This is a genomic window from Pantoea sp. PvP021 (assembly GCF_054056055.1).
On sequence record NZ_JBSRXX010000001.1, the window covers coordinates 1,424,284 to 1,442,960 of the forward strand.

17 protein-coding genes are annotated in these 18,677 nt (G+C 56.8%); 12 read left to right on the top strand and 5 right to left on the bottom strand.

All coding sequences use genetic code 11. The annotated features are described in order from the left end of the window. Nucleotides 1–338: 338 nt before the first annotated feature. From trxB to infA, 5 genes are all read left to right on the top strand, one after another. Complete coding sequence (trxB, locus tag ACVKSX_RS06570) at nt 339–1,307, top strand: thioredoxin-disulfide reductase (RefSeq protein WP_003849329.1); 969 nt, start codon at nt 339–341, stop codon at nt 1,305–1,307. Between the two features lie 143 nt (nt 1,308–1,450). Continuing rightward, nucleotides 1,451–3,220: a heme ABC transporter permease/ATP-binding protein CydD gene (gene cydD / locus ACVKSX_RS06575; RefSeq protein ID WP_354438495.1), complete on the top strand. Its 1,770-nt coding sequence runs from the start codon at nt 1,451–1,453 to the stop codon at nt 3,218–3,220. Then, complete coding sequence (gene cydC / locus ACVKSX_RS06580; RefSeq protein WP_354438496.1) at nt 3,220–4,950, top strand: heme ABC transporter ATP-binding protein/permease CydC; 1,731 nt, start codon at nt 3,220–3,222, stop codon at nt 4,948–4,950. The genes cydD and cydC overlap by 1 nt, the downstream gene beginning before the upstream one ends. Nucleotides 4,951–4,983: 33 nt before the next feature. Beyond that, the gene (gene aat / locus ACVKSX_RS06585; RefSeq protein ID WP_191917177.1) at nt 4,984–5,676 is read left to right on the top strand and encodes a leucyl/phenylalanyl-tRNA--protein transferase; all 693 of its coding nucleotides are present in this window, start codon (nt 4,984–4,986) and stop codon (nt 5,674–5,676) included. A gap of 345 nt (nt 5,677–6,021) precedes the next feature. Continuing rightward, nucleotides 6,022–6,240, top strand: a complete 219-nt coding sequence (gene infA, locus ACVKSX_RS06590) for a translation initiation factor IF-1 (protein ID WP_002211347.1) — start codon at nt 6,022–6,024, stop codon at nt 6,238–6,240. Nucleotides 6,241–6,326: 86 nt separating this feature from the next. Here the strand turns inward: infA and clpA are convergent, their stop codons facing one another. After that, complete coding sequence (clpA, locus tag ACVKSX_RS06595) at nt 6,327–8,603, bottom strand: ATP-dependent Clp protease ATP-binding subunit ClpA (RefSeq protein ID WP_010254457.1); 2,277 nt, start codon at nt 8,601–8,603, stop codon at nt 6,327–6,329. Between the two features lie 52 nt (nt 8,604–8,655). After that, a complete protein-coding gene (clpS, locus tag ACVKSX_RS06600) occupies nt 8,656–8,976 on the bottom strand; it encodes an ATP-dependent Clp protease adapter ClpS (protein ID WP_010254453.1) in 321 nt (106 codons plus the stop codon). 316 nt (nt 8,977–9,292) lie between these two features. Here clpS and cspD point away from each other — a divergent pair, with 316 nt between their 5' ends. Beyond that, nucleotides 9,293–9,514 carry a cold shock-like protein CspD gene (gene cspD / locus ACVKSX_RS06605; protein WP_010254451.1) on the top strand — a complete coding sequence of 74 codons (222 nt, stop codon included), beginning with the start codon at nt 9,293–9,295 and terminating at the stop codon, nt 9,512–9,514. Nucleotides 9,515–9,587: 73 nt separating this feature from the next. Here the strand turns inward: cspD and ACVKSX_RS06610 are convergent, their stop codons facing one another. After that, nucleotides 9,588–11,225, bottom strand: coding sequence for an ATP-dependent endonuclease (locus tag ACVKSX_RS06610; RefSeq protein ID WP_354438497.1), 1,638 nt, complete (start codon nt 11,223–11,225; stop codon nt 9,588–9,590). Nucleotides 11,226–11,357: 132 nt separating this feature from the next. Here ACVKSX_RS06610 and ACVKSX_RS06615 point away from each other — a divergent pair, with 132 nt between their 5' ends. The 3 genes from ACVKSX_RS06615 (at nt 11,358) to ltaE (ending at nt 15,180) form a co-directional block, all read left to right on the top strand. Then, nucleotides 11,358–12,257 (top strand): lysine exporter LysO family protein, encoded by a 900-nt coding sequence (locus tag ACVKSX_RS06615; protein ID WP_354438498.1) that lies wholly within the window; start codon nt 11,358–11,360, stop codon nt 12,255–12,257. A 130-nt stretch (nt 12,258–12,387) separates the two neighbouring features. Beyond that, nucleotides 12,388–14,109 (top strand): ubiquinone-dependent pyruvate dehydrogenase, encoded by a 1,722-nt coding sequence (gene poxB, locus ACVKSX_RS06620; protein WP_061901623.1) that lies wholly within the window; start codon nt 12,388–12,390, stop codon nt 14,107–14,109. 69 nt (nt 14,110–14,178) lie between these two features. Continuing rightward, nucleotides 14,179–15,180 (top strand): low-specificity L-threonine aldolase, encoded by a 1,002-nt coding sequence (gene ltaE / locus ACVKSX_RS06625; protein WP_354438557.1) that lies wholly within the window; start codon nt 14,179–14,181, stop codon nt 15,178–15,180. 4 nt (nt 15,181–15,184) lie between these two features. Here the strand turns inward: ltaE and ACVKSX_RS06630 are convergent, their stop codons facing one another. Both ACVKSX_RS06630 and ACVKSX_RS06635 read right to left on the bottom strand, forming a co-directional pair. Continuing rightward, a complete protein-coding gene (locus ACVKSX_RS06630; protein ID WP_307380473.1) occupies nt 15,185–16,009 on the bottom strand; it encodes an N-acetylmuramoyl-L-alanine amidase in 825 nt (274 codons plus the stop codon). Continuing rightward, on the bottom strand, nt 16,006–16,326 hold the full coding sequence (locus ACVKSX_RS06635; protein ID WP_003849304.1) for a heavy metal-binding domain-containing protein: 321 nt from the start codon (nt 16,324–16,326) through the stop codon (nt 16,006–16,008). Before ACVKSX_RS06635 ends, ACVKSX_RS06630 begins: the two co-directional genes overlap by 4 nt. Before the next feature lie 106 nt (nt 16,327–16,432). Between ACVKSX_RS06635 and ACVKSX_RS06640 the strand changes: the two genes are divergently transcribed. From ACVKSX_RS06640 to artJ, 3 genes are all read left to right on the top strand, one after another. Further along, entirely contained in the window at nt 16,433–16,972 is a 540-nt protein-coding gene (locus tag ACVKSX_RS06640; RefSeq protein ID WP_010254434.1) for a lipoprotein, read from the top strand. Nucleotides 16,973–17,196: 224 nt separating this feature from the next. Further along, nucleotides 17,197–17,925: an arginine ABC transporter ATP-binding protein ArtP gene (artP, locus tag ACVKSX_RS06645; RefSeq protein WP_010254433.1), complete on the top strand. Its 729-nt coding sequence runs from the start codon at nt 17,197–17,199 to the stop codon at nt 17,923–17,925. 15 nt (nt 17,926–17,940) lie between these two features. After that, nucleotides 17,941–18,672 carry an arginine ABC transporter substrate-binding protein gene (artJ, locus tag ACVKSX_RS06650; RefSeq protein WP_022625956.1) on the top strand — a complete coding sequence of 244 codons (732 nt, stop codon included), beginning with the start codon at nt 17,941–17,943 and terminating at the stop codon, nt 18,670–18,672. Nucleotides 18,673–18,677 lie beyond the last annotated feature (5 nt).

The following is an 18,677-nucleotide window of genomic DNA, read 5'->3' on the forward strand; positions in this document are numbered from 1 at the left end:
CAAAACGGGCGATGAAAACCTGTTTTGTTCCGATAAATGTTATTCGCTTCTGATAATGTTTTCGCAAAAGCGCAGGCGATTGTCAAAGTAAAATCACCAAATTCAGGACAAGATGCCAGACAGTCCGCTGGGTATCTGTTTTTAAATGACTATTTTTCCACTATTGCACCCCTCTAACCCGAGTTTTGCCCCCTTTTGGCGCATTGGCCAGGCAAAACCGTCGCTCATCGTCTACGCCGTTTGCAGCTATCGTTAACAAAATTGCCTAAGCCTTGTCATTGTCGCCGGATATTCCCTACAATCGCAGGCTATGTCAGCCGAATGAAACTGAGGAACGCATGAGTACGGCCAAACACAGTAAGTTACTCATTCTGGGCTCCGGCCCAGCGGGTTATACCGCAGCCGTTTATGCTGCACGCGCCAACCTGAACCCGGTACTGATTACGGGTCTGGAAAAAGGCGGACAGCTGACCACTACCACCGAGGTGGAGAACTGGCCGGGCGACCCGCACGATCTGACAGGTCCATCGCTGATGGAGCGGATGCATGAGCATGCCGAAAAATTTAATACTGAGATCATTTTCGATCACATTCACACCGTCGATTTGCAGAACCGTCCGTTCCGCCTTACGGGTGACAGCGGCGAATACACGGCAGATGCCCTGATCATCGCCACCGGTGCGTCAGCGCGCTACCTCGGTCTGCCTTCCGAAGAGGCCTTTAAAGGCAAAGGCGTCTCTGCCTGTGCAACCTGTGACGGCTTCTTCTATCGCAACCAGAAAGTCGCGGTGATTGGCGGTGGCAACACGGCTGTGGAAGAGGCGCTCTACCTGGCGAATATTGCGGCTGAAGTGCACCTTATTCACCGTCGTGACAGCTTCCGCGCAGAGAAGATCCTGATCGACCGCCTGATGGAAAAAGTGCGCAATGGCAATATCGTGCTGCACACCCATCGCACGCTGGAAGAAGTGGTGGGCGATCAGATGGGTGTCACTGGTCTGACACTGCGTTCTACCCAGAACAGTGATGAGACAGAAGCGCTGGAGGTGGCGGGTCTTTTTGTTGCTATCGGACACAGCCCGAATACGGCCATTTTTGAGGGTCAGCTGGCGCTGGAGAACGGTTACATCAAAGTTCAGTCAGGTCTGCACGGCAACGCCACTCAGACCAGCATCCCTGGCGTCTTTGCGGCAGGCGATGTGATGGACCATATCTATCGTCAGGCGATTACCTCTGCCGGCACCGGCTGTATGGCCGCGTTAGACGCTGAGCGCTTTCTTGACGGACTGGTTAAAAACGATCAGTAAGTTGTTAACCCTCTGATCTCAAATGTTCCAGGCGACGGTTTTTCCGTCGCCTTTTTTATTGCTCTCATGCTAGATTCTTGCGCCTGAAGAGATGGAAATGTCTTTCCATTTTCACCCGTCATCGACATTCATCATGGTCTCGCATGGACAAATCGCGGCAGCAGCATCTTACCCGCTGGCTTCGTCAGCAACGTCATTTCGCCGGTCGCTGGTTGCGACTCAACACCCTGCTGGGCATGGCAAGTGCACTTCTGATCATTGCTCAGGCGGGTTTACTGGCCTCGCTGCTGCAGGCTCTGATTGTTGACCAGCAGCCGCGTGAATCCCTGACTGTCAGCATCCTGCTGTTACTGCTCTGCTTTGTGCTCTGCGCCCTGATTAACTATGCCCGTGAACTGACCGGTTATCGTGCCGGACAGGCTATCCGTCAGGCTTTACGTCAGCAGGTATTAGACCGATTGTCTGATCTGGGGCCGGCGTGGATTCAGGGAAAGCCAGCCGGCAGTTGGGCGACGCTGCTGCTGGAGCAGATCGAAGAGATGCAGGAGTATTACGCGCGCTATCTGCCGCAGATGACCCTGGCGGTGCTGATCCCCTGCTGCATTCTGCTGACTATTTTTCCGCTCAACTGGACGGCGGGTCTGATCCTGTTTGCCACCGCGCCACTGATTCCGCTGTTTATGGCGCTGGTCGGGATGGGTGCGGCCGAGGCCAACCGCCGGAACTTCCTGGTGCTGGCCCGCCTGAGCGGTAACTTTCTCGACCGCCTGCGCGGCAGAGAGACGCTGCGGCTGTTTCATCGTGGCGCAGCGGAGCAGCAGGCGGTTGCCGCCGCCACCACCGATTTTCGCCAGCGCACCATGGAAGTGCTGCGCTTAGCCTTTCTCTCCTCTGCCGTGCTGGAGTTTTTTGCCTCGCTGGCGATTGCCGTGGTGGCCGTCTACTTTGGTTTCTCCTATCTGGGCGAATTGCATTTTGGTGATTACGGCCAGGGCGTGACGCTGTTTGCCGGCTTTCTGGTGCTGATCCTCGCCCCGGAGTTTTTCCAGCCGCTGCGCGATCTCGGCGCTTTCTATCACGCCAAAGCCCAGGCTGTAGGCGGTGCCGATGCCCTTGAAGCCTTTATGCAGGCGACGCCTGCCACCGCGCCGCAGGAAGGCCAGTTGCCCTTCACTGCCGATCGCTCAATCGCACTTACCGCCGAAGATCTGCGTGTCTGTGCGCCTGATGGTCAGGTGTTGTGCGGCCCGCTCTCTTTTACTGTCGTCCCTGGCGAACAGATTGCGCTGGTCGGTCAAAGCGGGGCAGGTAAAACGGCCCTGATGAACGCCCTGCTCGGTTTTCTGCCTTATCAGGGTTCGCTGAAAGCGAATGGCGTTGAACTTCGCGATATACGACGGAGTGACTGGCATCAGCAACTCAGTTGGGTAGGACAGAATCCTCAGTTACCGGCCGCCACCTTGCGCGACAATATCGTGATGAATGCGGCCTGGGATGACGAGCGTTTTGCGGCGCTGCTGGAGTCGTGCGGCATTAATGAGTTCCTGCCTCGGCTGCCCCAGGGCATTGACACCCTGCCAGGCGATGGCGGTAATCAGCTGTCGGTGGGTCAGGCGCAGCGGGTCGCGGTCGCGCGCGCACTCTATAAATCCTCGCATTTTTTGCTGCTCGATGAACCCGCAGCCAGCCTGGATGCGCTCAGTGAACGTCATGTGATGCTGGCGCTGAACCAGGCGGCAGCCCGCCAGACCACGCTGATGATAACCCATCAGATTGATACGCTAAGTCACTGGCAGACCCTCTGGGTAATGGAAGCCGGTAAGCTGGTGCAACAGGGTAACTGGCAGCAGCTGTCGCAACAGCCGGGTGCTTTCAGTGAGATGCTGAAGCATCGTCAACAGGAGATTCGCTGATGTCCGCCTTGCGTCCTTTTCTTCGTCTCTGGCTGCGCCACCCTTATCGCCTGGTGCTGGGCATCGTGCTGGCGATTGTTACCCTGCTGGCCAGCATCGGCCTGCTGACGCTTTCAGGCTGGTTTCTGGCCGCCTCGTCAGTGGCAGGCGTAGCCGGTCTCTATACCTTCAACTATATGCTGCCTGCGGCAGGCGTACGTGGCGCCGCCATCATTCGCACTGCCGCACGCTATGCTGAACGGCTGGTCAGCCACGATGCAACATTCAGGGTTCTTCAGCATCTGCGTGTCCACACCTTCAGCCGCCTGATGGCCCTTTCGCCAGGCCAGCTTTCGCGGTTCCGGCAGGCGGACCTGCTCAACCGCTTCGTGGCCGATGTCGATACGCTGGATCACCTCTATCTGCGCGTCATCTCGCCGCTGATCGGCGCACTGGTGGTGATTGTCGTGGTTACCCTCGGAATGAGCTTCATCGATCTTCAGCTGGCACTGACGCTGGGCGGCATCATGCTGAGTACGCTGGTGGTGATGCCAGCGCTGTTTTACCGTCTGGGATCGCCCGCAGGCGGCGCGATTGCCCGTGGGCGCGCCCGCTGGCGCTTACAGCTGATGCAGTGGCTGGCGGCTCAGGCTGAGCTCACCCTGTACGGTGCCTCGCGGGACTGGCGTCAGCAACTTGATGAAGATGAACAGCGCTGGCAGCAGGCTCAGAGCCAGCAACAGCGCTTGCAGGCTGCGGCACAGAGCCTGCTGCTGCTGATCAGCGGCGTAACCGTCACACTGTTGCTCTGGCTCAGTGCGGCGACAATCAGCCAGCAGCAGTTGCCCGGCTCGCTGATTGCCCTGGTGGTGTTTTGCGCGCTGGCTGCTTTCGAGGCGCTGGCACCGGTTGCAGGGGCCTTTCTGCCCATGTCGCAGGTGATAAATGCCGCTCAGCGAGTCAATGACATTATCGATCAGTCACCCGCTATCACCTTTCCGGCAGATTCAGACGCCCGGCCAGGACGACTCGCGGTTGCTATCGATCAGCTCGACTTCAGCTATCCCGACCGCCCGGATAAGGTGCTGAACCGCTTTACCCTTAAGGTGGCAGCCGGTGAACACATTGCACTGCTGGGGCCGACCGGCTGCGGCAAATCCACTCTGCTGGCGCTGTTAACCCGTGGCTGGGATAGCCAGCACGGTGTTATCAGCCTGAATGACCTGCCGATCACCGCATGGTCAGAGCCAGCGCTGCGTCAGCGCATCAGCGTGGTGACTCAGCGGGTTCATCTCTTCAGTCAGAGCCTGCGTGATAACCTACTGCTGGCCTGTCCCGATGCTACTGATGAGCAGTTAAGCCGCGTGCTGAATGACGTCGGCCTGCAGCGCCTGCTTGAGAGCCCGGAAGGATTAAACGCCTGGATGGGAGAAGGCGGTCGCCCGCTGTCAGGCGGCGAACTGCGTCGGCTGGCGCTGGCGCGTGCGTTACTGCATAACGGCGATCTCTGGCTGCTGGATGAACCCACCGAAGGACTGGATGCCACAACCGAGCAGCATATCCTCACCCTGCTGCAGCGGCTGACCGCTGGCAAGACCGTAATAATGGTCACCCACCGGCTCAGCGGCCTGGAGCAGATGGATCGCATCTGCGTGATGGATAATGGCGTGATTGTGGAACAGGGAAGTCATGCCGAATTAATCTCAAAAGCGGGTCGGTACTGGCGTTTCCGGCAGCGGATTGCGCTATAGTCTTAGCGAAATGCTGATAGGTAACAAAACGCGATGAGACTGGTACAACTGTCACGGGAATCTTTGCAATTTCCCCCACCGGAGATGGCGCTGCGCGAGCCAAACGGCCTGCTGGCCATGGGGGGTGATCTCTCCCCTGCCCGGTTACTTAACGCTTATCAGCGCGGCATCTTTCCGTGGTTTTCTTCTGGCGACCCGATTCTCTGGTGGTCGCCCGATCCCCGTGCAGTGCTGTTGCCTGAGCAGTTTCATCTCAGCCGGAGCATGAAGCGTTTCCACAGCCGTTCGCCCTATCGGGTGACGATGAATGAGTCATTTGCCGAGGTGATCGAGGGCTGTGCCGCCGGTCGTGAGGAAGGCACCTGGATCACCTTTGAAATGAAGCGCGCCTGGTTGCGATTGTATGAACTGGGCCACGCCCACTCCATTGAAGTATGGGACGAACATCAGCTGGCAGGTGGCATGTATGGGCTGGCGATGGGGCAAATCTTCTGCGGCGAATCAATGTTCAGCCGTCAGCAGAATGCGTCAAAAACCGCACTTTGGGTATTTTGTCAGCATTTCCTCAGACATCAGGGCCGTCTGGTGGATTGTCAGGTACTTAACCCTCATACGGCCTCTTTGGGGGCGCAGGAGATACCGCGCGCTGACTATCTGCAATATGTACAAAGCCTTGCGTGCCAGCCTGTCAGCGATGGCTGCTGGCAGACACAAACCCTTTTTTAGTCGCACAGAGATGTTTTGCACACATAAAGGCGTATTAAGTGGTATAATGGTCGAGTTTGGTATGTCGTCCGCGCTTCGCAATAACGAGCCGGAATTGCCAGGCTGGGAATCTCAACGCACTCTCGGAACTGTTTTCAATCGTGCGCGTGTAACCGGTTGATACAGATTCTTAGCCCGCTAATCCCCCGCAGACGTCACATAAACACCCTAATTTTACCGGATGCGCGCGACTGACGTGCACCCCGGCAAAGCGTTGGCAAAATCGCCGACGGTTCTTTACATAAATCGTTGAATTGGGCATTATCTTGCCGGTTCAACTGAAAGGTAGTACACCCAGAGGATTCGATGGCCAAAGAAGACAATATTGAAATGCAAGGTACCGTACTGGATACGTTACCTAACACCATGTTCCGCGTAGAACTTGAGAACGGACACGTGGTTACTGCTCATATCTCCGGTAAAATGCGCAAAAACTACATCCGCATCCTGACGGGTGATAAAGTGACCGTTGAGCTGACCCCGTACGACCTGAGCAAAGGCCGCATTGTCTTCCGTAGTCGCTAATTTGCAGTAATCTCATCGCTCTGCAATTTGCAGCGAAAAAAAAGGCCGGATTTTAATCCGGCCTTTTTCATATCTGCAGCAGGTGATTAATGCACAGTGCCTTCGGTTTTGCGTTTTTCAGCACTCAGGAAGTGATAGGTCAGTTCACCTTTCTCACGATCCAGCGCCACTGACACCGAGCCGCCATCCACCAGCGAACCAAACAGCAGTTCATTGGCTAACGGTTTCTTCAGGCTGTCCTGCACGGTGCGCGCCATCGGACGAGCGCCCATCGCTTTGTCATAGCCTTTCTCAGCAAGCCAGTCGCGTGCTTCATCGCTGACTTCCAGCGACACGCCTTTGGCATCCAGCTGCGCCTGCAACTCGACAATGAACTTGTCGACCACCTGATGGATCACCTCTGGTGACAGGTGACTGAACCAGATAATGTTGTCGAGACGGTTACGAAACTCTGGAGAAAACATCTTTTTGATCTCTTCCATGGCATCGGTGCTGTTGTCCTGATGAATCAGGCCAATCGACTTACGTTCAGTCTCGCGGACACCGGCGTTAGTGGTCATGACCAGCACCACATTGCGGAAGTCCGCTTTGCGACCGTTGTTGTCGGTCAGCATACCGTTATCCATCACCTGCAGCAGCAGGTTGAAGACATCCGGGTGTGCTTTCTCAATCTCATCCAGCAACACCACCGCATGAGGATGCTTAATCACCGCATCCGTCAGCAGGCCGCCCTGATCAAAGCCGACATAACCCGGAGGCGCACCAATCAAACGGCTGACGGTGTGACGCTCCATATACTCGGACATATCAAAGCGCAGCAACTCAATGCCCAGCGCTTTCGCCAGCTGCACGGTGACTTCCGTTTTACCGACACCGGTAGGCCCGGCAAACAGGAAGGAACCGACCGGCTTACGATCCTGACCCAGACCTGCACGGCTCATTTTGATCGCTTCCGTCAGCGCCTCAATGGCGTTGTCCTGACCAAACACCAGCATCTTCAGACGATCGCCCAGATTTTTCAGCGTATCGCGGTCGCTTGCTGACACGCTTTGCTCAGGAATACGGGCAATACGAGCCACCACCGTTTCAATGTCAGAGACGTTGATGGTTTTCTTGCGCTTACTGGCTGGCATCAGGCGCGCACGCGCACCCGCTTCATCAATCACATCAATCGCCTTGTCAGGCAGATGACGGTCGTTGATATATTTCACCGCCAGTTCCACGGCTGCGCGCACCGCTTTAGCGGTATAGCGCACATCGTGATGCGCTTCGTACTTGGTCTTCAGGCCATTCAGGATCTGCACGGTCTCTTCTGGTGAAGGCTCCGTGATATCGATCTTCTGGAAGCGACGTGCCAGGGCACGGTCTTTTTCAAAGATGTTGCTGAATTCCTGATAGGTGGTGGAACCCATCACCCGAATCTTGCCAGAGGAAAGAAGAGGTTTGATCAGGTTCGCAGCATCGACCTGGCCGCCGGATGCAGCACCCGCACCGATGATGGTATGGATCTCATCGATAAACAGAATGCTGTGTTCGTCCTGCTCCAGCTGCTTCAGCAGCGCTTTGAAACGTTTTTCAAAGTCACCACGGTACTTGGTGCCGGCTAATAACGAACCGATATCCAGCGAGTAGATCGTGCAGTCTTTCATCACTTCCGGTACATCGCCCTGCTCTATGCGCCAGGCGAGACCTTCAGCAATGGCGGTTTTACCCACACCCGACTCACCCACCAGCAGCGGGTTATTTTTACGGCGACGACATAGCACCTGAACGGTACGTTCCAGCTCTTTATCGCGACCAATCAGTGGATCAATACCACCGACGCGAGCAAGCTGATTAAGATTGGTGGTGAAGTTTTCCATACGCTCCTCCCCGCCTGCTTGCTCTTCGTTAACCGGATTTTCTGCGCCTGGCGCCTGGCCGGACTCATCTTTACGCGTACCGTGAGAGATGAAGTTCACCACATCAAGGCGGCTCACTTCATGTTTGCGTAGCAGATAAGCCGCTTGCGACTCCTGCTCGCTGAAAATGGCGACCAGCACATTCGCACCGGAGACTTCGCTGCGACCGGATGACTGGACATGGAAAACCGCACGCTGCAGGACGCGCTGGAAGCTAAGCGTGGGTTGTGTATCACGCTCCTCTTCGCTGGCAGGCAGCACGGGCGTAGTTTGTTCGATGAAGGCTTCGAGTTCCTGCCGCAGAGCCACAATGTCCACCGTACAGGCTTCCAGTGCCTCTCTGGCCGACGGGTTACTGAGCAACGCCAGTAACAGATGCTCGACGGTCATAAACTCATGACGGTGCTCACGCGCTCTGGCGAAAGCCATATTTAAACTGAGTTCCAGTTCTTGATTGAGCATTAGGCACCTCCCCCAATTATCGCCCTTACCTGTTTCCTATATGGAGACGGGTTCAGGCCTTTTCCAGCGTACACAGCAACGGATGATGATTTTCCCGTGCATAGTTGTTCACCTGGGCCGCTTTTGTTTCGGCGACTTCTGCAGTAAATACACCACAGATCGCCTTGCCGTGATAGTGAACTTTCAACATCAGCTGCGTTGCACGTTCAACATCATAAGAAAAGAACTTTTGTACAACGTCAATAACAAATTCCATAGGTGTATAATCGTCATTATTCAGAATGACTTTATACATAGAAGGCGGCTTTAACCCTTCACGTACTTTATCGTCGGCCAGATGTTCAAAGTTAAGCCAGTCGTTTGCGTTTGCCATAGTGTTCCGTTGAGATTTTGCTTTTAGCCTTTAAGTAGCTACATATTGAGAGTTTAACATGCCTGTCAAGCCGCATGCCGCTGCTGAAAATTTATTCAGAAATTCCCCTGCGCGACCTGCATCACAAAATTCGCAATAGCGTTAACTGCCTCAAATTTTGATGATTTTTTCCCCACCTGGCCCGGTGGTTTGCTTGACGTCAGCCGCGCTTTCTCTACATTCTAGCTGCACAGGCTGATTGAGTTTTAATCAAATCCGACTCACAGCTTCGATGACCTCACCTACTTATAAAATGTCTTGCGAGGGAAGTAAAAGCATGGAGACGGGCACAGTTAAATGGTTCAACAATTCCAAAGGCTTTGGCTTTATCTGTCCGATTGGCGGTGGCGAAGATATTTTTGCGCACTACTCCACCATTCAGATGGAAGGCTACCGCACGCTTAAGGCAGGCCAGCAGGTTCAGTTCGATGTCCACGAAGGCCCGAAAGGCAATCACGCCAGCCTGATCGTGCCGGTCGAGGTGCAGGCTGTGGCCTGACACATATCGCCTTTCTGAACAAAGACCCAAAAATGCCAGCCAGTGCCGCTGGCATTTTCCTGTTCGATGTCACCTAATCTGCCTGGCCCTGCGCCAGTCCAATCACCCGGGCAAACATCTGCCGCATCAATGGCGGGATGGCCTCTGGCCCGCGTTCCGCCGCCGACGTAGCCACTGCGATCGCCAGTTCCGGCTTGGAGCTCTGGTGAATCGCTTTAGTAATAATACGCCTGGAACTCATCGGAACGTTTAACGGCAGGTGCGCCATCTGATGATAGACATCCTGAAAGCCGTGCTGATAGAGAAAATTTTCCATATCCAGCGCCGGTAACTGCGTCAGAAAACGCGGCTCCGGTTCACCCGGCTGTAACTGAGTGCGTGCCGTACTGGCATATTTATTCCCCGCCTGATCACCGTCAGTCAGGACATGCCAGGCGATACCCATGCGCCGGGCAAACTTCAGTAGCGGTTTTAACCCCGACTGCGCAAACTCAATCACCTTCACGCCTTCAGCGGCGAAGTTGTAACCGCACTGCTGCGCCAGCTCATTCATGATCCAGACTTCGGTTTCTCCCTCCACCAGCAGCCAGCAACGGGCGAACAGCGCGGCAGGCCGGTTGACCCGAATATGGAAGCCGATGCGCCGGCTCTCTTCGGCACTCAGTCCCTCCGGACCGATGCGCCAGGCCGCTACGCGCGAGGGTCCACGCACCAGACGACAGACGTTTTCCACCGGCACCTGCGACAGCAGCTCCGGCGAATTAGTGGTGGCGATTTTTTGCAGCGGCAGCAGCCTCAGCAGATTCCATGCTACCGACAGCATAATCGGATGCAGCCGGGTTTCCGGATCTTCAATCAGCAGCAGCGGGCGTGCACCGGCGGCCAGCGGGACGTCTCCTCGTGCCTCAATCAGTAGGGTAAACATCTGCAGCAGTATCAGCTGACGGCTGCGGGAGTCGGTTCCGGCAATCAGCTGATTCAGGTGATCCAGCGCCCGCCATCCCTGTCCCCCCTCGCGCGTCTGCGGGTCCCGTAGCCTGACCTCGTTGCCCGCATCGGGCGGCTGCACCAGAAAGTAGTGCTGCATCAGTTGCTGCATCGTCTTCAGCCCCTGCCGCAGCACCTCATCGCTGAGCTGTTGCGGATGGTGCTCCAGATCGCGCACCAGCGTCTCCATACCCGCCAGTAGCTCAGGATGTGCGGTGGGGAGCGGTGCACTACTCCGCGTCCGCTTACTGAAACGCGCATCGCGCAATCGCAGAACCGGATACCGTTTCAGCAAAAGATCGATGGCCGCCGCACAGTTCTGCTCAGGTAACAGCTGATAGTTCAGGTCAACAAAACGGCGGCGGGTTTCGATACCGCTGTCACGCCAGGTGGCGCTGACGCTGTAACAGAGCTGACGCTGGCCCTGAGCATCACGCTGCCAGAAGGTCGACAGCACCGCATCCGGGTCGTTGCCGTCATCGCGAAAGTGGAACACCACCGACAGATGGCGCATCGCATCGGTCACATCGCCTGGGGTGAAATGGAAATCAGCCTCGGTAAAAACATAGGCCGGTTCATGGGGCGAAAGTAACAGGCTCAGGGCATCCAGCAGACTGGATTTGCCCCAGGCGTTCTCACCAATCAGCAGATTGGTCTGGGTTAAAGGCAGTGAGAGCTTATTGATGCCGCGGAAACCGCGAATGTCGATATGTTCCAGAATCATAGGCGTCCATCCTCAGTTTATAAACAGCATGGTTGCCGCCAGCGAGCCGGTCAAGCCGCTTTCTCAGGGTTTACTCCGTTACGCTTTTTCGCTAGCGTGTGGCCTCTTCCACCATGGATGGCCCTTATCGCTATGTACTCCGGACTCCTGATTATTCTTCTGCCGCTGATCGCCGGCTGGCTGCTACCGTTCCGTCAAACTTCAACCCTGCGCCGGGTCAATCAGCTGCTGGGCTGGATGGTTTACGTCATTCTGTTCTTTATGGGCATCAGCCTGGCCTTTCTCGACAACCTGAGCAGCAATCTGCTGGCGGTATTTCACACCGCGCTGGTAGCGGCCTTCTGCATTCTGCTGTGCAACCTGCTGGCGCTGCGCGGGCTGGAAAAATATGCCCCCTGGCAGCATGCGCACCGGCAGGAGAAACTGCCCTCGCGGCTGCATATGGCGCTGGACTCTCTGAAGCTGTGCGGCGTGGTTGTCATCGGTTTTCTGCTTGGCCTGACCCAGTGGCCACTGCTGCACCACGCCTCAACGGCCAGCGAATATGCGCTGATCTTCCTGCTGTTTCTGGTTGGCATTCAGCTGCGCGGCAGCGGCATGACGCTGCGTCAGATTATCCTGAACCGTCGTGGCCTGCTGGTTGCCAGCGTGGTGCTGGTCAGCGCGCTTATCGGCGGCATGATTGCGGCGTTGCTGCTGGGCGTGCCGCTGAAAACCGGTCTGGCGTTAGCCAGTGGTTTTGGCTGGTACTCTCTCTCCGGCATTCTGATGACCGAAGCTTTTGGTCCGGTCATCGGCAGCGCCGCCTTCTTCAACGACCTGATACGTGAACTGTTGGCAATCATGCTCATTCCGGCGCTGATTGGCCGTCATCGCTCCAGCGCACTCGGCCTGTGTGGCGCCACTTCAATGGACTTTACCCTGCCGGTGCTGCAGCGGGCGGGCGGCAATGAGATCGTCCCGGCCGCCATTGTGCACGGCTTTGTGATGAGCCTGCTGGCCCCGATTCTTATCGCCCTCTTCTCCGCCTGAATCCTGTCTGATATGCGCTGAGCTCTGCCAGCGCATTTTTTCACGCCTGCTTTTCTGCCGTGTCGTCTACGCTTCTTTTTTCGGTTCTGGTCACGTCACTCTTCAGGGCGGGCCGACAAAGGAGAAGAGCATGAAACAAACCGTCGCGGCGCTGGTCGCCAAAACGCTGGAAAGCGCGGGCGTAAAACGCATCTGGGGCGTCACCGGGGATTCCCTTAACGGCCTGAGCGACAGTCTTAATCGCATGGGCACCATTGAATGGATGCCGACGCGCCATGAAGAAGTCGCCGCATTCGCAGCGGGCGCGGAAGCGCACATCAGCGGTGAACTGGCGGTCTGCGCCGGCTCCTGTGGGCCAGGCAACTTACATCTGATCAACGGTCTATTCGATTGCCATCGTAACCGCGTTCCTGTTCTGGCGATTGCGGCACATATTCCCTCCAGCGAAATCGGCAGCGGCTATTTTCAGGAAACCCATCCGCAGGAGCTGTTCCGCGAATGCAGCCACTACTGCGAACTGGTTTCGAACCCTGAGCAGCTCCCGCAGGTGCTGGGCATCGCGATGCGTAAAGCGATTCTGAATCGTGGTGTCTCGGTGGTGGTGCTGCCTGGGGATGTCGCGCTTAAACTGGCGCCAGAGAGCGCCAGCGCGGAATGGTATCCGCCACAGTTGCCGCAAGTCCTGCCACAGCCCGCCGAACTGGTGCAGCTGGCGCAGACGCTGAACGAAGCCAGCGATATTACGCTGCTGTGCGGCAGTGGCTGCGCCGGAGCGCATCAGGAGGTGGTAGCGCTGGCAGAAGCGCTGAAAGCCCCTATCGTCCATGCGCTGCGCGGCAAAGAACACATCGAATATGACAACCCTTATGATGTCGGCATGACCGGTCTGATCGGTTTCTCATCCGGTTTCCACGCCATGATGAATGCCGGGACGCTGGTGTTGCTGGGCACGCAGTTTCCCTATCGCGCCTTCTATCCGGAAAAGGCTAAAATCATCCAGATTGATATCAATCCGGGCAGCCTTGGGTCACATTGTCACGTCGATCAGGCCTATGTCGGCGATGTGAAAAGCACACTGCAGGCGCTGCTGCCGCAACTGACACACAAAAGCGATCGCAGCCATCTCGACAGCGCGGTTAAGCACTATGGCGAGGCGCGCAAAAGTCTGGACGAACTGGCGCAGCCCAACGATAAGCAGCCGATCCATCCGCAATATCTGGCACAGCAGATCAGCCACTACGCCAGTGATGACGCCATCTTTACCTGCGATGTCGGGACACCGACCGTCTGGGCGGCGCGCTATCTGAAGATGAACGGCAGACGTCGCCTGCTGGGTTCGTTTAACCACGGCTCAATGGCGAACGCGATGCCACAGGCGCTGGGCGCGCAGTCGATTGATCGCAATCGTCAGGTGGTGGCACTGTGTGGCGACGGCGGCTTCAGCATGCTGATGGGGGATTTTATCTCGCTGGCGCAACTGAAAATGCCGGTCAAACTGGTGATCTTCAACAACAGCGTGCTGGGCTTTGTGGCGATGGAGATGAAAGCGGGTGGCTATCTCACCGATGGCACCGAGCTGGAGAATCCTGACTTTGCCGCTATCGCCGAGGCCTGCGGTATCCGGGGTATCCGGGTGGAAAAGGCATCTGATCTCAATGGCGCGCTGGAGCAGGCGTTTGCCCACGATGGCCCGGTGCTGGTGGATGTCATTACCGCCAAAGAGGAACTGGCGATGCCGCCCGAGATCAAAATGGAGCAGGCTAAAGGCTTCAGTCTCTACATGCTGCGCGCCATCATGAATGGTCGCGGTGATGAGGTGGTAGAACTGGCGAAAACCAACTGGCTGCGGTAAAACAGAGACTCCATCCAGGCGGGCGCGATGCCCGCCTTTTTTTTCTTCCGCCACGTTCAGGAGCATAGGGTGATCGATTTACGCAGTGATACCGTAACCCGGCCCAGCGCCGCCATGTTAAGCGCGATGATGTCTGCCGAAACCGGTGATGACGTCTACCGTGACGACCCCACCGTAAATGCGCTGGAGGCGGAAGCCGCACGGCTGAGCGGCAAAGCAGCGGCGCTGTTTTTCCCGACCGGCACCCAGGCGAATCTGGTGGCGCTACTCAGCCATTGCGAACGCGGCGATGAATATATCGTGGGTCAGCAGGCGCACAACTACAAATATGAGGCGGGCGGTGCGGCGGTACTGGGCAGTATTCAGCCACAGCCGATTCTGGCCGCCGACGATGGTACGCTGCCGCTCGACGTAGTAGCGGCCGCCATCAAGCCGGACGATATTCACTTTGCCCGCACCCGCCTGCTGAGTCTGGAGAACACGCATCACGGTAAAGTTTTGCCGCTGGCGTATCTGGAACAGGCGTGGACCTTTACCCGCGAGCACCAGCTGGCGCTGCACATTGATGGCGCACGCATTTTCAATGCGGTAGTCGCGCAGCAGGCCACGCTGGCGGCGATTGCCCGCTACTGCGACACCCTGACCATCTGTCTCTCTAAAGGTCTGGGCACGCCTGTCGGTTCTCTGCTGTGTGGCGACACGGCGCTGATTGAGCGCGCACGTCGCTGGCGTAAAATGACCGGCGGCGGCATGCGCCAGGCCGGTATTCTGGCAGCGGCGGGTCTCTATGCGTTAGAACACAATGTGGCGCGGCTGCAGGAGGATCATGACAATGCCGCCTGGCTGGGACAGCAGTTGCATGAGCTGGGCGTTCAGGTCATCGATCAGCAGACCAACATGCTGTTTGTGGCGGTGCCGGAAGCCCAGGTCAAACCATTAGGTGAGTGGATGAAGGCGCGCGGGGTGTTAATCAGCGCAGGAACCCGCACCCGTCTGGTCACCCATCTGGATGCTGATCGTGCGGCACTGGCGCAGGTCGTCGCCCACTGGAAGGCGTTTTTACACCAATAACCCGCTATTGCGCCGCGCCATATTTATCCAGTAGCGCGGCAGCTATCGCGGCGGTTTCTGCATCGGGCTGCCCGCGATAATCCGCAGGCCGGAAATGCATCTGAAATGCGGCGATTACCCTCTGCTGTTCACGCGCGCTCATCTCTGCCGTCACCGGATAGCCATAGCGCTGCAAACTTTCCAGTAGTGGCTCCACGGGTACCACCGCGTGCGGATCATGACCCGCTAAATGAAACTGCACTCGTCCGGCATCGGGCCAGGCACCCATTCCGCGCAGGGCCAGCTGATGCCACGGAAAGAGTGGGCCGGGATCCTGCTTACGCTGCGGCGCGATATCACTGTGACCGACAATATTTTCCGGTGTGATGCCGTAGCGCTGTGCAATATCGCGCAGCAGCGCCTCCAGCGTGGTGATCTGCTCGGCGGTAAACGGCTGCCATTCAAGACCGGTCAGGGTCCGGCGATAACCCTGGTTCACCAGTTCGATACCAATCGATGTGTCATTGATGCGGCTGGCTCCGCGCCAGAAGCTTGGGCCGGCATGCCAGGCGAGTTGCTGCTCCGGCACCAGTTGCCAGATAACACCTTTCCCGGCGCGCTGTGGCGGCTGGCGGGGGATCAGATAGTGGGCGCTGACTTCCCGATCGGTCAGGGTCGCCAGCGACGAAGAAAAATCTTCGGCGGTGTAGTGGATCACAATCACCTTCACCCGCGGTCGCGCGCCCTGCGCCGGATGCCGCAGATCGGCCCAGTAGCCGTCACGGGATTCTATCCCGAACTGGCAGCCCGCCAGCAGCAGCGACAGTATCAGCCACAGCCACCGTTTCAACGAATGATCACCGCCGTGCCGCTGACGCTCACCATCAGCATGCTGCCATCTTTGCCGACCGTTTCGTAATCAATATCGATACCGACTACTGCGTTGGCGCCCAGCGCTTTTGCCTGCTCCTCCAGCTCTTCAAACGCGATCTCTCGCGCTTTACGCAGCTCTTTCTCGTAAGCACCGGAGCGGCCACCGACCACATCACGGATGCCAGCGAAAAAGTCACGGAAGATGTTGGCACCCAGAATCGCTTCACCGGTGACGACGCCACAATATTCGCTGATGCTGTGACCTTCCAGCGTGGGGGTTGTTGAAAATTTCATCGCATTCTCCTTGTTGAAAACCGGGCTAAGGCTCTTTCGACTAAAAAGCACGGCTATACTCTATGCTAAAAAGGGCACCTTGCCAGAGAACCATAAGGAAATCGAGATGAGAAACAACGCGTTTGCGCTAATGATCCCGGCGGCCCTGCTGCTCAGCGCCTGTACCACCGTTGAGCCAGTGATTAAGGATAATGGCCCACGTACCGCACCGTGCATTGAAGGCGGTCCTGACCAGGTGGCCCAGCAGTTTTACGACCTGCGTATCGAACAGCCTACGCAGGGTCTGCCCGACAGCAACACCCTGGCAAAATATCGCCCTTACCTGAGTGATGCGCTGTACCACTCATTGCAGGCGGCCAGCGGCAGCAATGCAGGCGCACAGTGGCGCAATGGCGATCTCTTCTCCAGCCTGTCACAGGGTCCGACCGCCGCCAGCGTCGCTGATGCTTCCACCATTCCGAACCGCGATGCACGCAACATCCCGCTGCGGGTCGACCTGAGCCGCGACGGCAAGCAGTGGCAGGATGAAGTGCTGATGATCCATCAGGGCAGTTGCTGGGTGGTGGATGATGTGCGCTACATGGCCAACCCTGCGCATGCAGAGGGTGGCAGCCTGAGCCAGATGCTTGAGAAATCGAAAAAATAACCTCAGGCTTAACCGTTCAGAGAAGCGCAGTCGCCCCCGGGCGCTGCGCTTTTTTTATTTCCGCCGCCCGTCCCGCTGCAGCGCGCTGCTCCCAGGCAGTGCATGATATTGTGCTAAGCTTTTGCGGTTAGCCTGCTGTTTTAGAAATTTTAACCCACCTTATTTGCATAACTATTCTGGTGACGTTAAAATCCGCGACACTAATAGCTATTCAAATCTGGCGCATGAGTATTCAACTAAACGCAATAAACTGCTTCTACGGTGCTCATCAGGCGCTGTTCGACATTAACCTTGAGTGTCCGCAAGGCGAGACCCTGGTGCTGCTGGGTCCCAGCGGTGCGGGTAAGAGTTCGCTGCTGCGGGTGCTTAACCTGCTGGAGCAACCGCGTTCAGGTCAGTTGCAGATTGCCGGTAATCAGTTCGACTTCAGCCAGAAACCCTCCGATGCTGCGATTCGCGAACTGCGTCAGAACGTCGGTATGGTGTTTCAGCAGTACAATCTCTGGCCGCATCTTACCGTGCTGCAGAATCTGATTGAAGCGCCCTGCCGGGTACTGGGCCTCAGCAAAAGTGACGCCCGCGCCCGCGCCGACAAGCTGCTTGACCGGCTGCGCCTGACGCCCTACAGCGATCGCTTTCCGCTGCATCTCTCCGGTGGTCAGCAGCAGCGTGTGGCGATTGCCCGCGCGCTGATGATGGAGCCGCAGGTGCTGCTGTTCGATGAGCCGACTGCCGCGCTGGACCCTGAAATTACCGCACAGATTGTCAGTATCATTCGCGAACTGGCCCAGACCCGCATTACCCAGGTGATTGTGACCCATGAAGTGGAGGTGGCACGTAAAACGGCCAGCCGCGTCGTCTATATGGAGAACGGTCACATTGTGGAACAGGGCGATGCCAGCCGCTTTACACAGCCGCAAACCGAGGCGTTTGCTCACTATCTTTCGCACTAAGTCAGGATGCTAAAAATGAAAAAAATGGTACTTGCTGCACTGCTTGCTGGTTTTAGCCTGAGCGCTACGGCGGCACAGACGATTCGTTTTGCGACCGAAGCCTCTTATCCTCCTTTTGAGTTTGTGGATGCGGACAACAAGATTCAGGGCTTTGATGTCGATCTGGCCAATGCGCTGTGTAAAGAGATTGATGCGACCTGCACCTTCACCAATCAGGCGTTCGACAGCCTGATCCCAAGCCTGAAATTCCGTCGTTTTGATGCGGTGATGGCGGGCATGGATATCACACCAGATCGTGAAAAACAGGTCCTGTTCACCAAGCCTTACTACGACAACTCCGCGCTGTTTGTTGCCCAGAAAGGCAAAGTCGCCAGCGTGGAAGCGCTGAAAGGCAAGCGGGTTGGCGTCCAGAACGGCACCACGCATCAGAAATACCTGACTGAGAAACATAGCGAGATCACCACCGTTCCTTACGACAGCTATCAGAATGCGGTGCTGGATCTGAAAAATGGCCGTATTGATGCTGTGTTCGGTGACACCGCAGTCGTCAACGAATGGCTGAAGCAGAATGCCGCGCTGGCTGCCGTTGGTGAGAAAGTCACGGACAAAGCCTACTTTGGTACCGGCCTGGGCATTGCGGTACGTACCGGTAACACCGATCTGCAAACCAAGTTCAATGGCGCGCTGGATAAGATCAAAGCAGACGGCACGTACAAAACCATCTACAGCAAATGGTTCCAGCAGTAATCTCT

What these genes read in the sequence shown, in the direction of transcription:
- cydC (WP_354438496.1), top strand. Translation starts at nt 3,220, where the DNA reads ATGTCCGCCTTGCGTCCTTTTCTTCGTCTCTGGCTGCGCCACCCTTAT.
- artJ (WP_022625956.1), top strand. Translation starts at nt 17,941, where the DNA reads ATGAAAAAAATGGTACTTGCTGCACTGCTTGCTGGTTTTAGCCTGAGC.
- poxB (WP_061901623.1), top strand. Translation starts at nt 12,388, where the DNA reads ATGAAACAAACCGTCGCGGCGCTGGTCGCCAAAACGCTGGAAAGCGCG.
- ACVKSX_RS06615 (WP_354438498.1), top strand. Translation starts at nt 11,358, where the DNA reads ATGTACTCCGGACTCCTGATTATTCTTCTGCCGCTGATCGCCGGCTGG.
- infA (WP_002211347.1), top strand. Translation starts at nt 6,022, where the DNA reads ATGGCCAAAGAAGACAATATTGAAATGCAAGGTACCGTACTGGATACG.
- clpA (WP_010254457.1), bottom strand. Translation starts at nt 8,603, where the DNA reads ATGCTCAATCAAGAACTGGAACTCAGTTTAAATATGGCTTTCGCCAGA.
- ACVKSX_RS06610 (WP_354438497.1), bottom strand. Translation starts at nt 11,225, where the DNA reads ATGATTCTGGAACATATCGACATTCGCGGTTTCCGCGGCATCAATAAG.
- trxB (WP_003849329.1), top strand. Translation starts at nt 339, where the DNA reads ATGAGTACGGCCAAACACAGTAAGTTACTCATTCTGGGCTCCGGCCCA.
- ACVKSX_RS06635 (WP_003849304.1), bottom strand. Translation starts at nt 16,326, where the DNA reads ATGAAATTTTCAACAACCCCCACGCTGGAAGGTCACAGCATCAGCGAA.
- cspD (WP_010254451.1), top strand. Translation starts at nt 9,293, where the DNA reads ATGGAGACGGGCACAGTTAAATGGTTCAACAATTCCAAAGGCTTTGGC.
- artP (WP_010254433.1), top strand. Translation starts at nt 17,197, where the DNA reads ATGAGTATTCAACTAAACGCAATAAACTGCTTCTACGGTGCTCATCAG.
- cydD (WP_354438495.1), top strand. Translation starts at nt 1,451, where the DNA reads ATGGACAAATCGCGGCAGCAGCATCTTACCCGCTGGCTTCGTCAGCAA.
- clpS (WP_010254453.1), bottom strand. Translation starts at nt 8,976, where the DNA reads ATGGCAAACGCAAACGACTGGCTTAACTTTGAACATCTGGCCGACGAT.
- aat (WP_191917177.1), top strand. Translation starts at nt 4,984, where the DNA reads ATGAGACTGGTACAACTGTCACGGGAATCTTTGCAATTTCCCCCACCG.
- ACVKSX_RS06640 (WP_010254434.1), top strand. Translation starts at nt 16,433, where the DNA reads ATGAGAAACAACGCGTTTGCGCTAATGATCCCGGCGGCCCTGCTGCTC.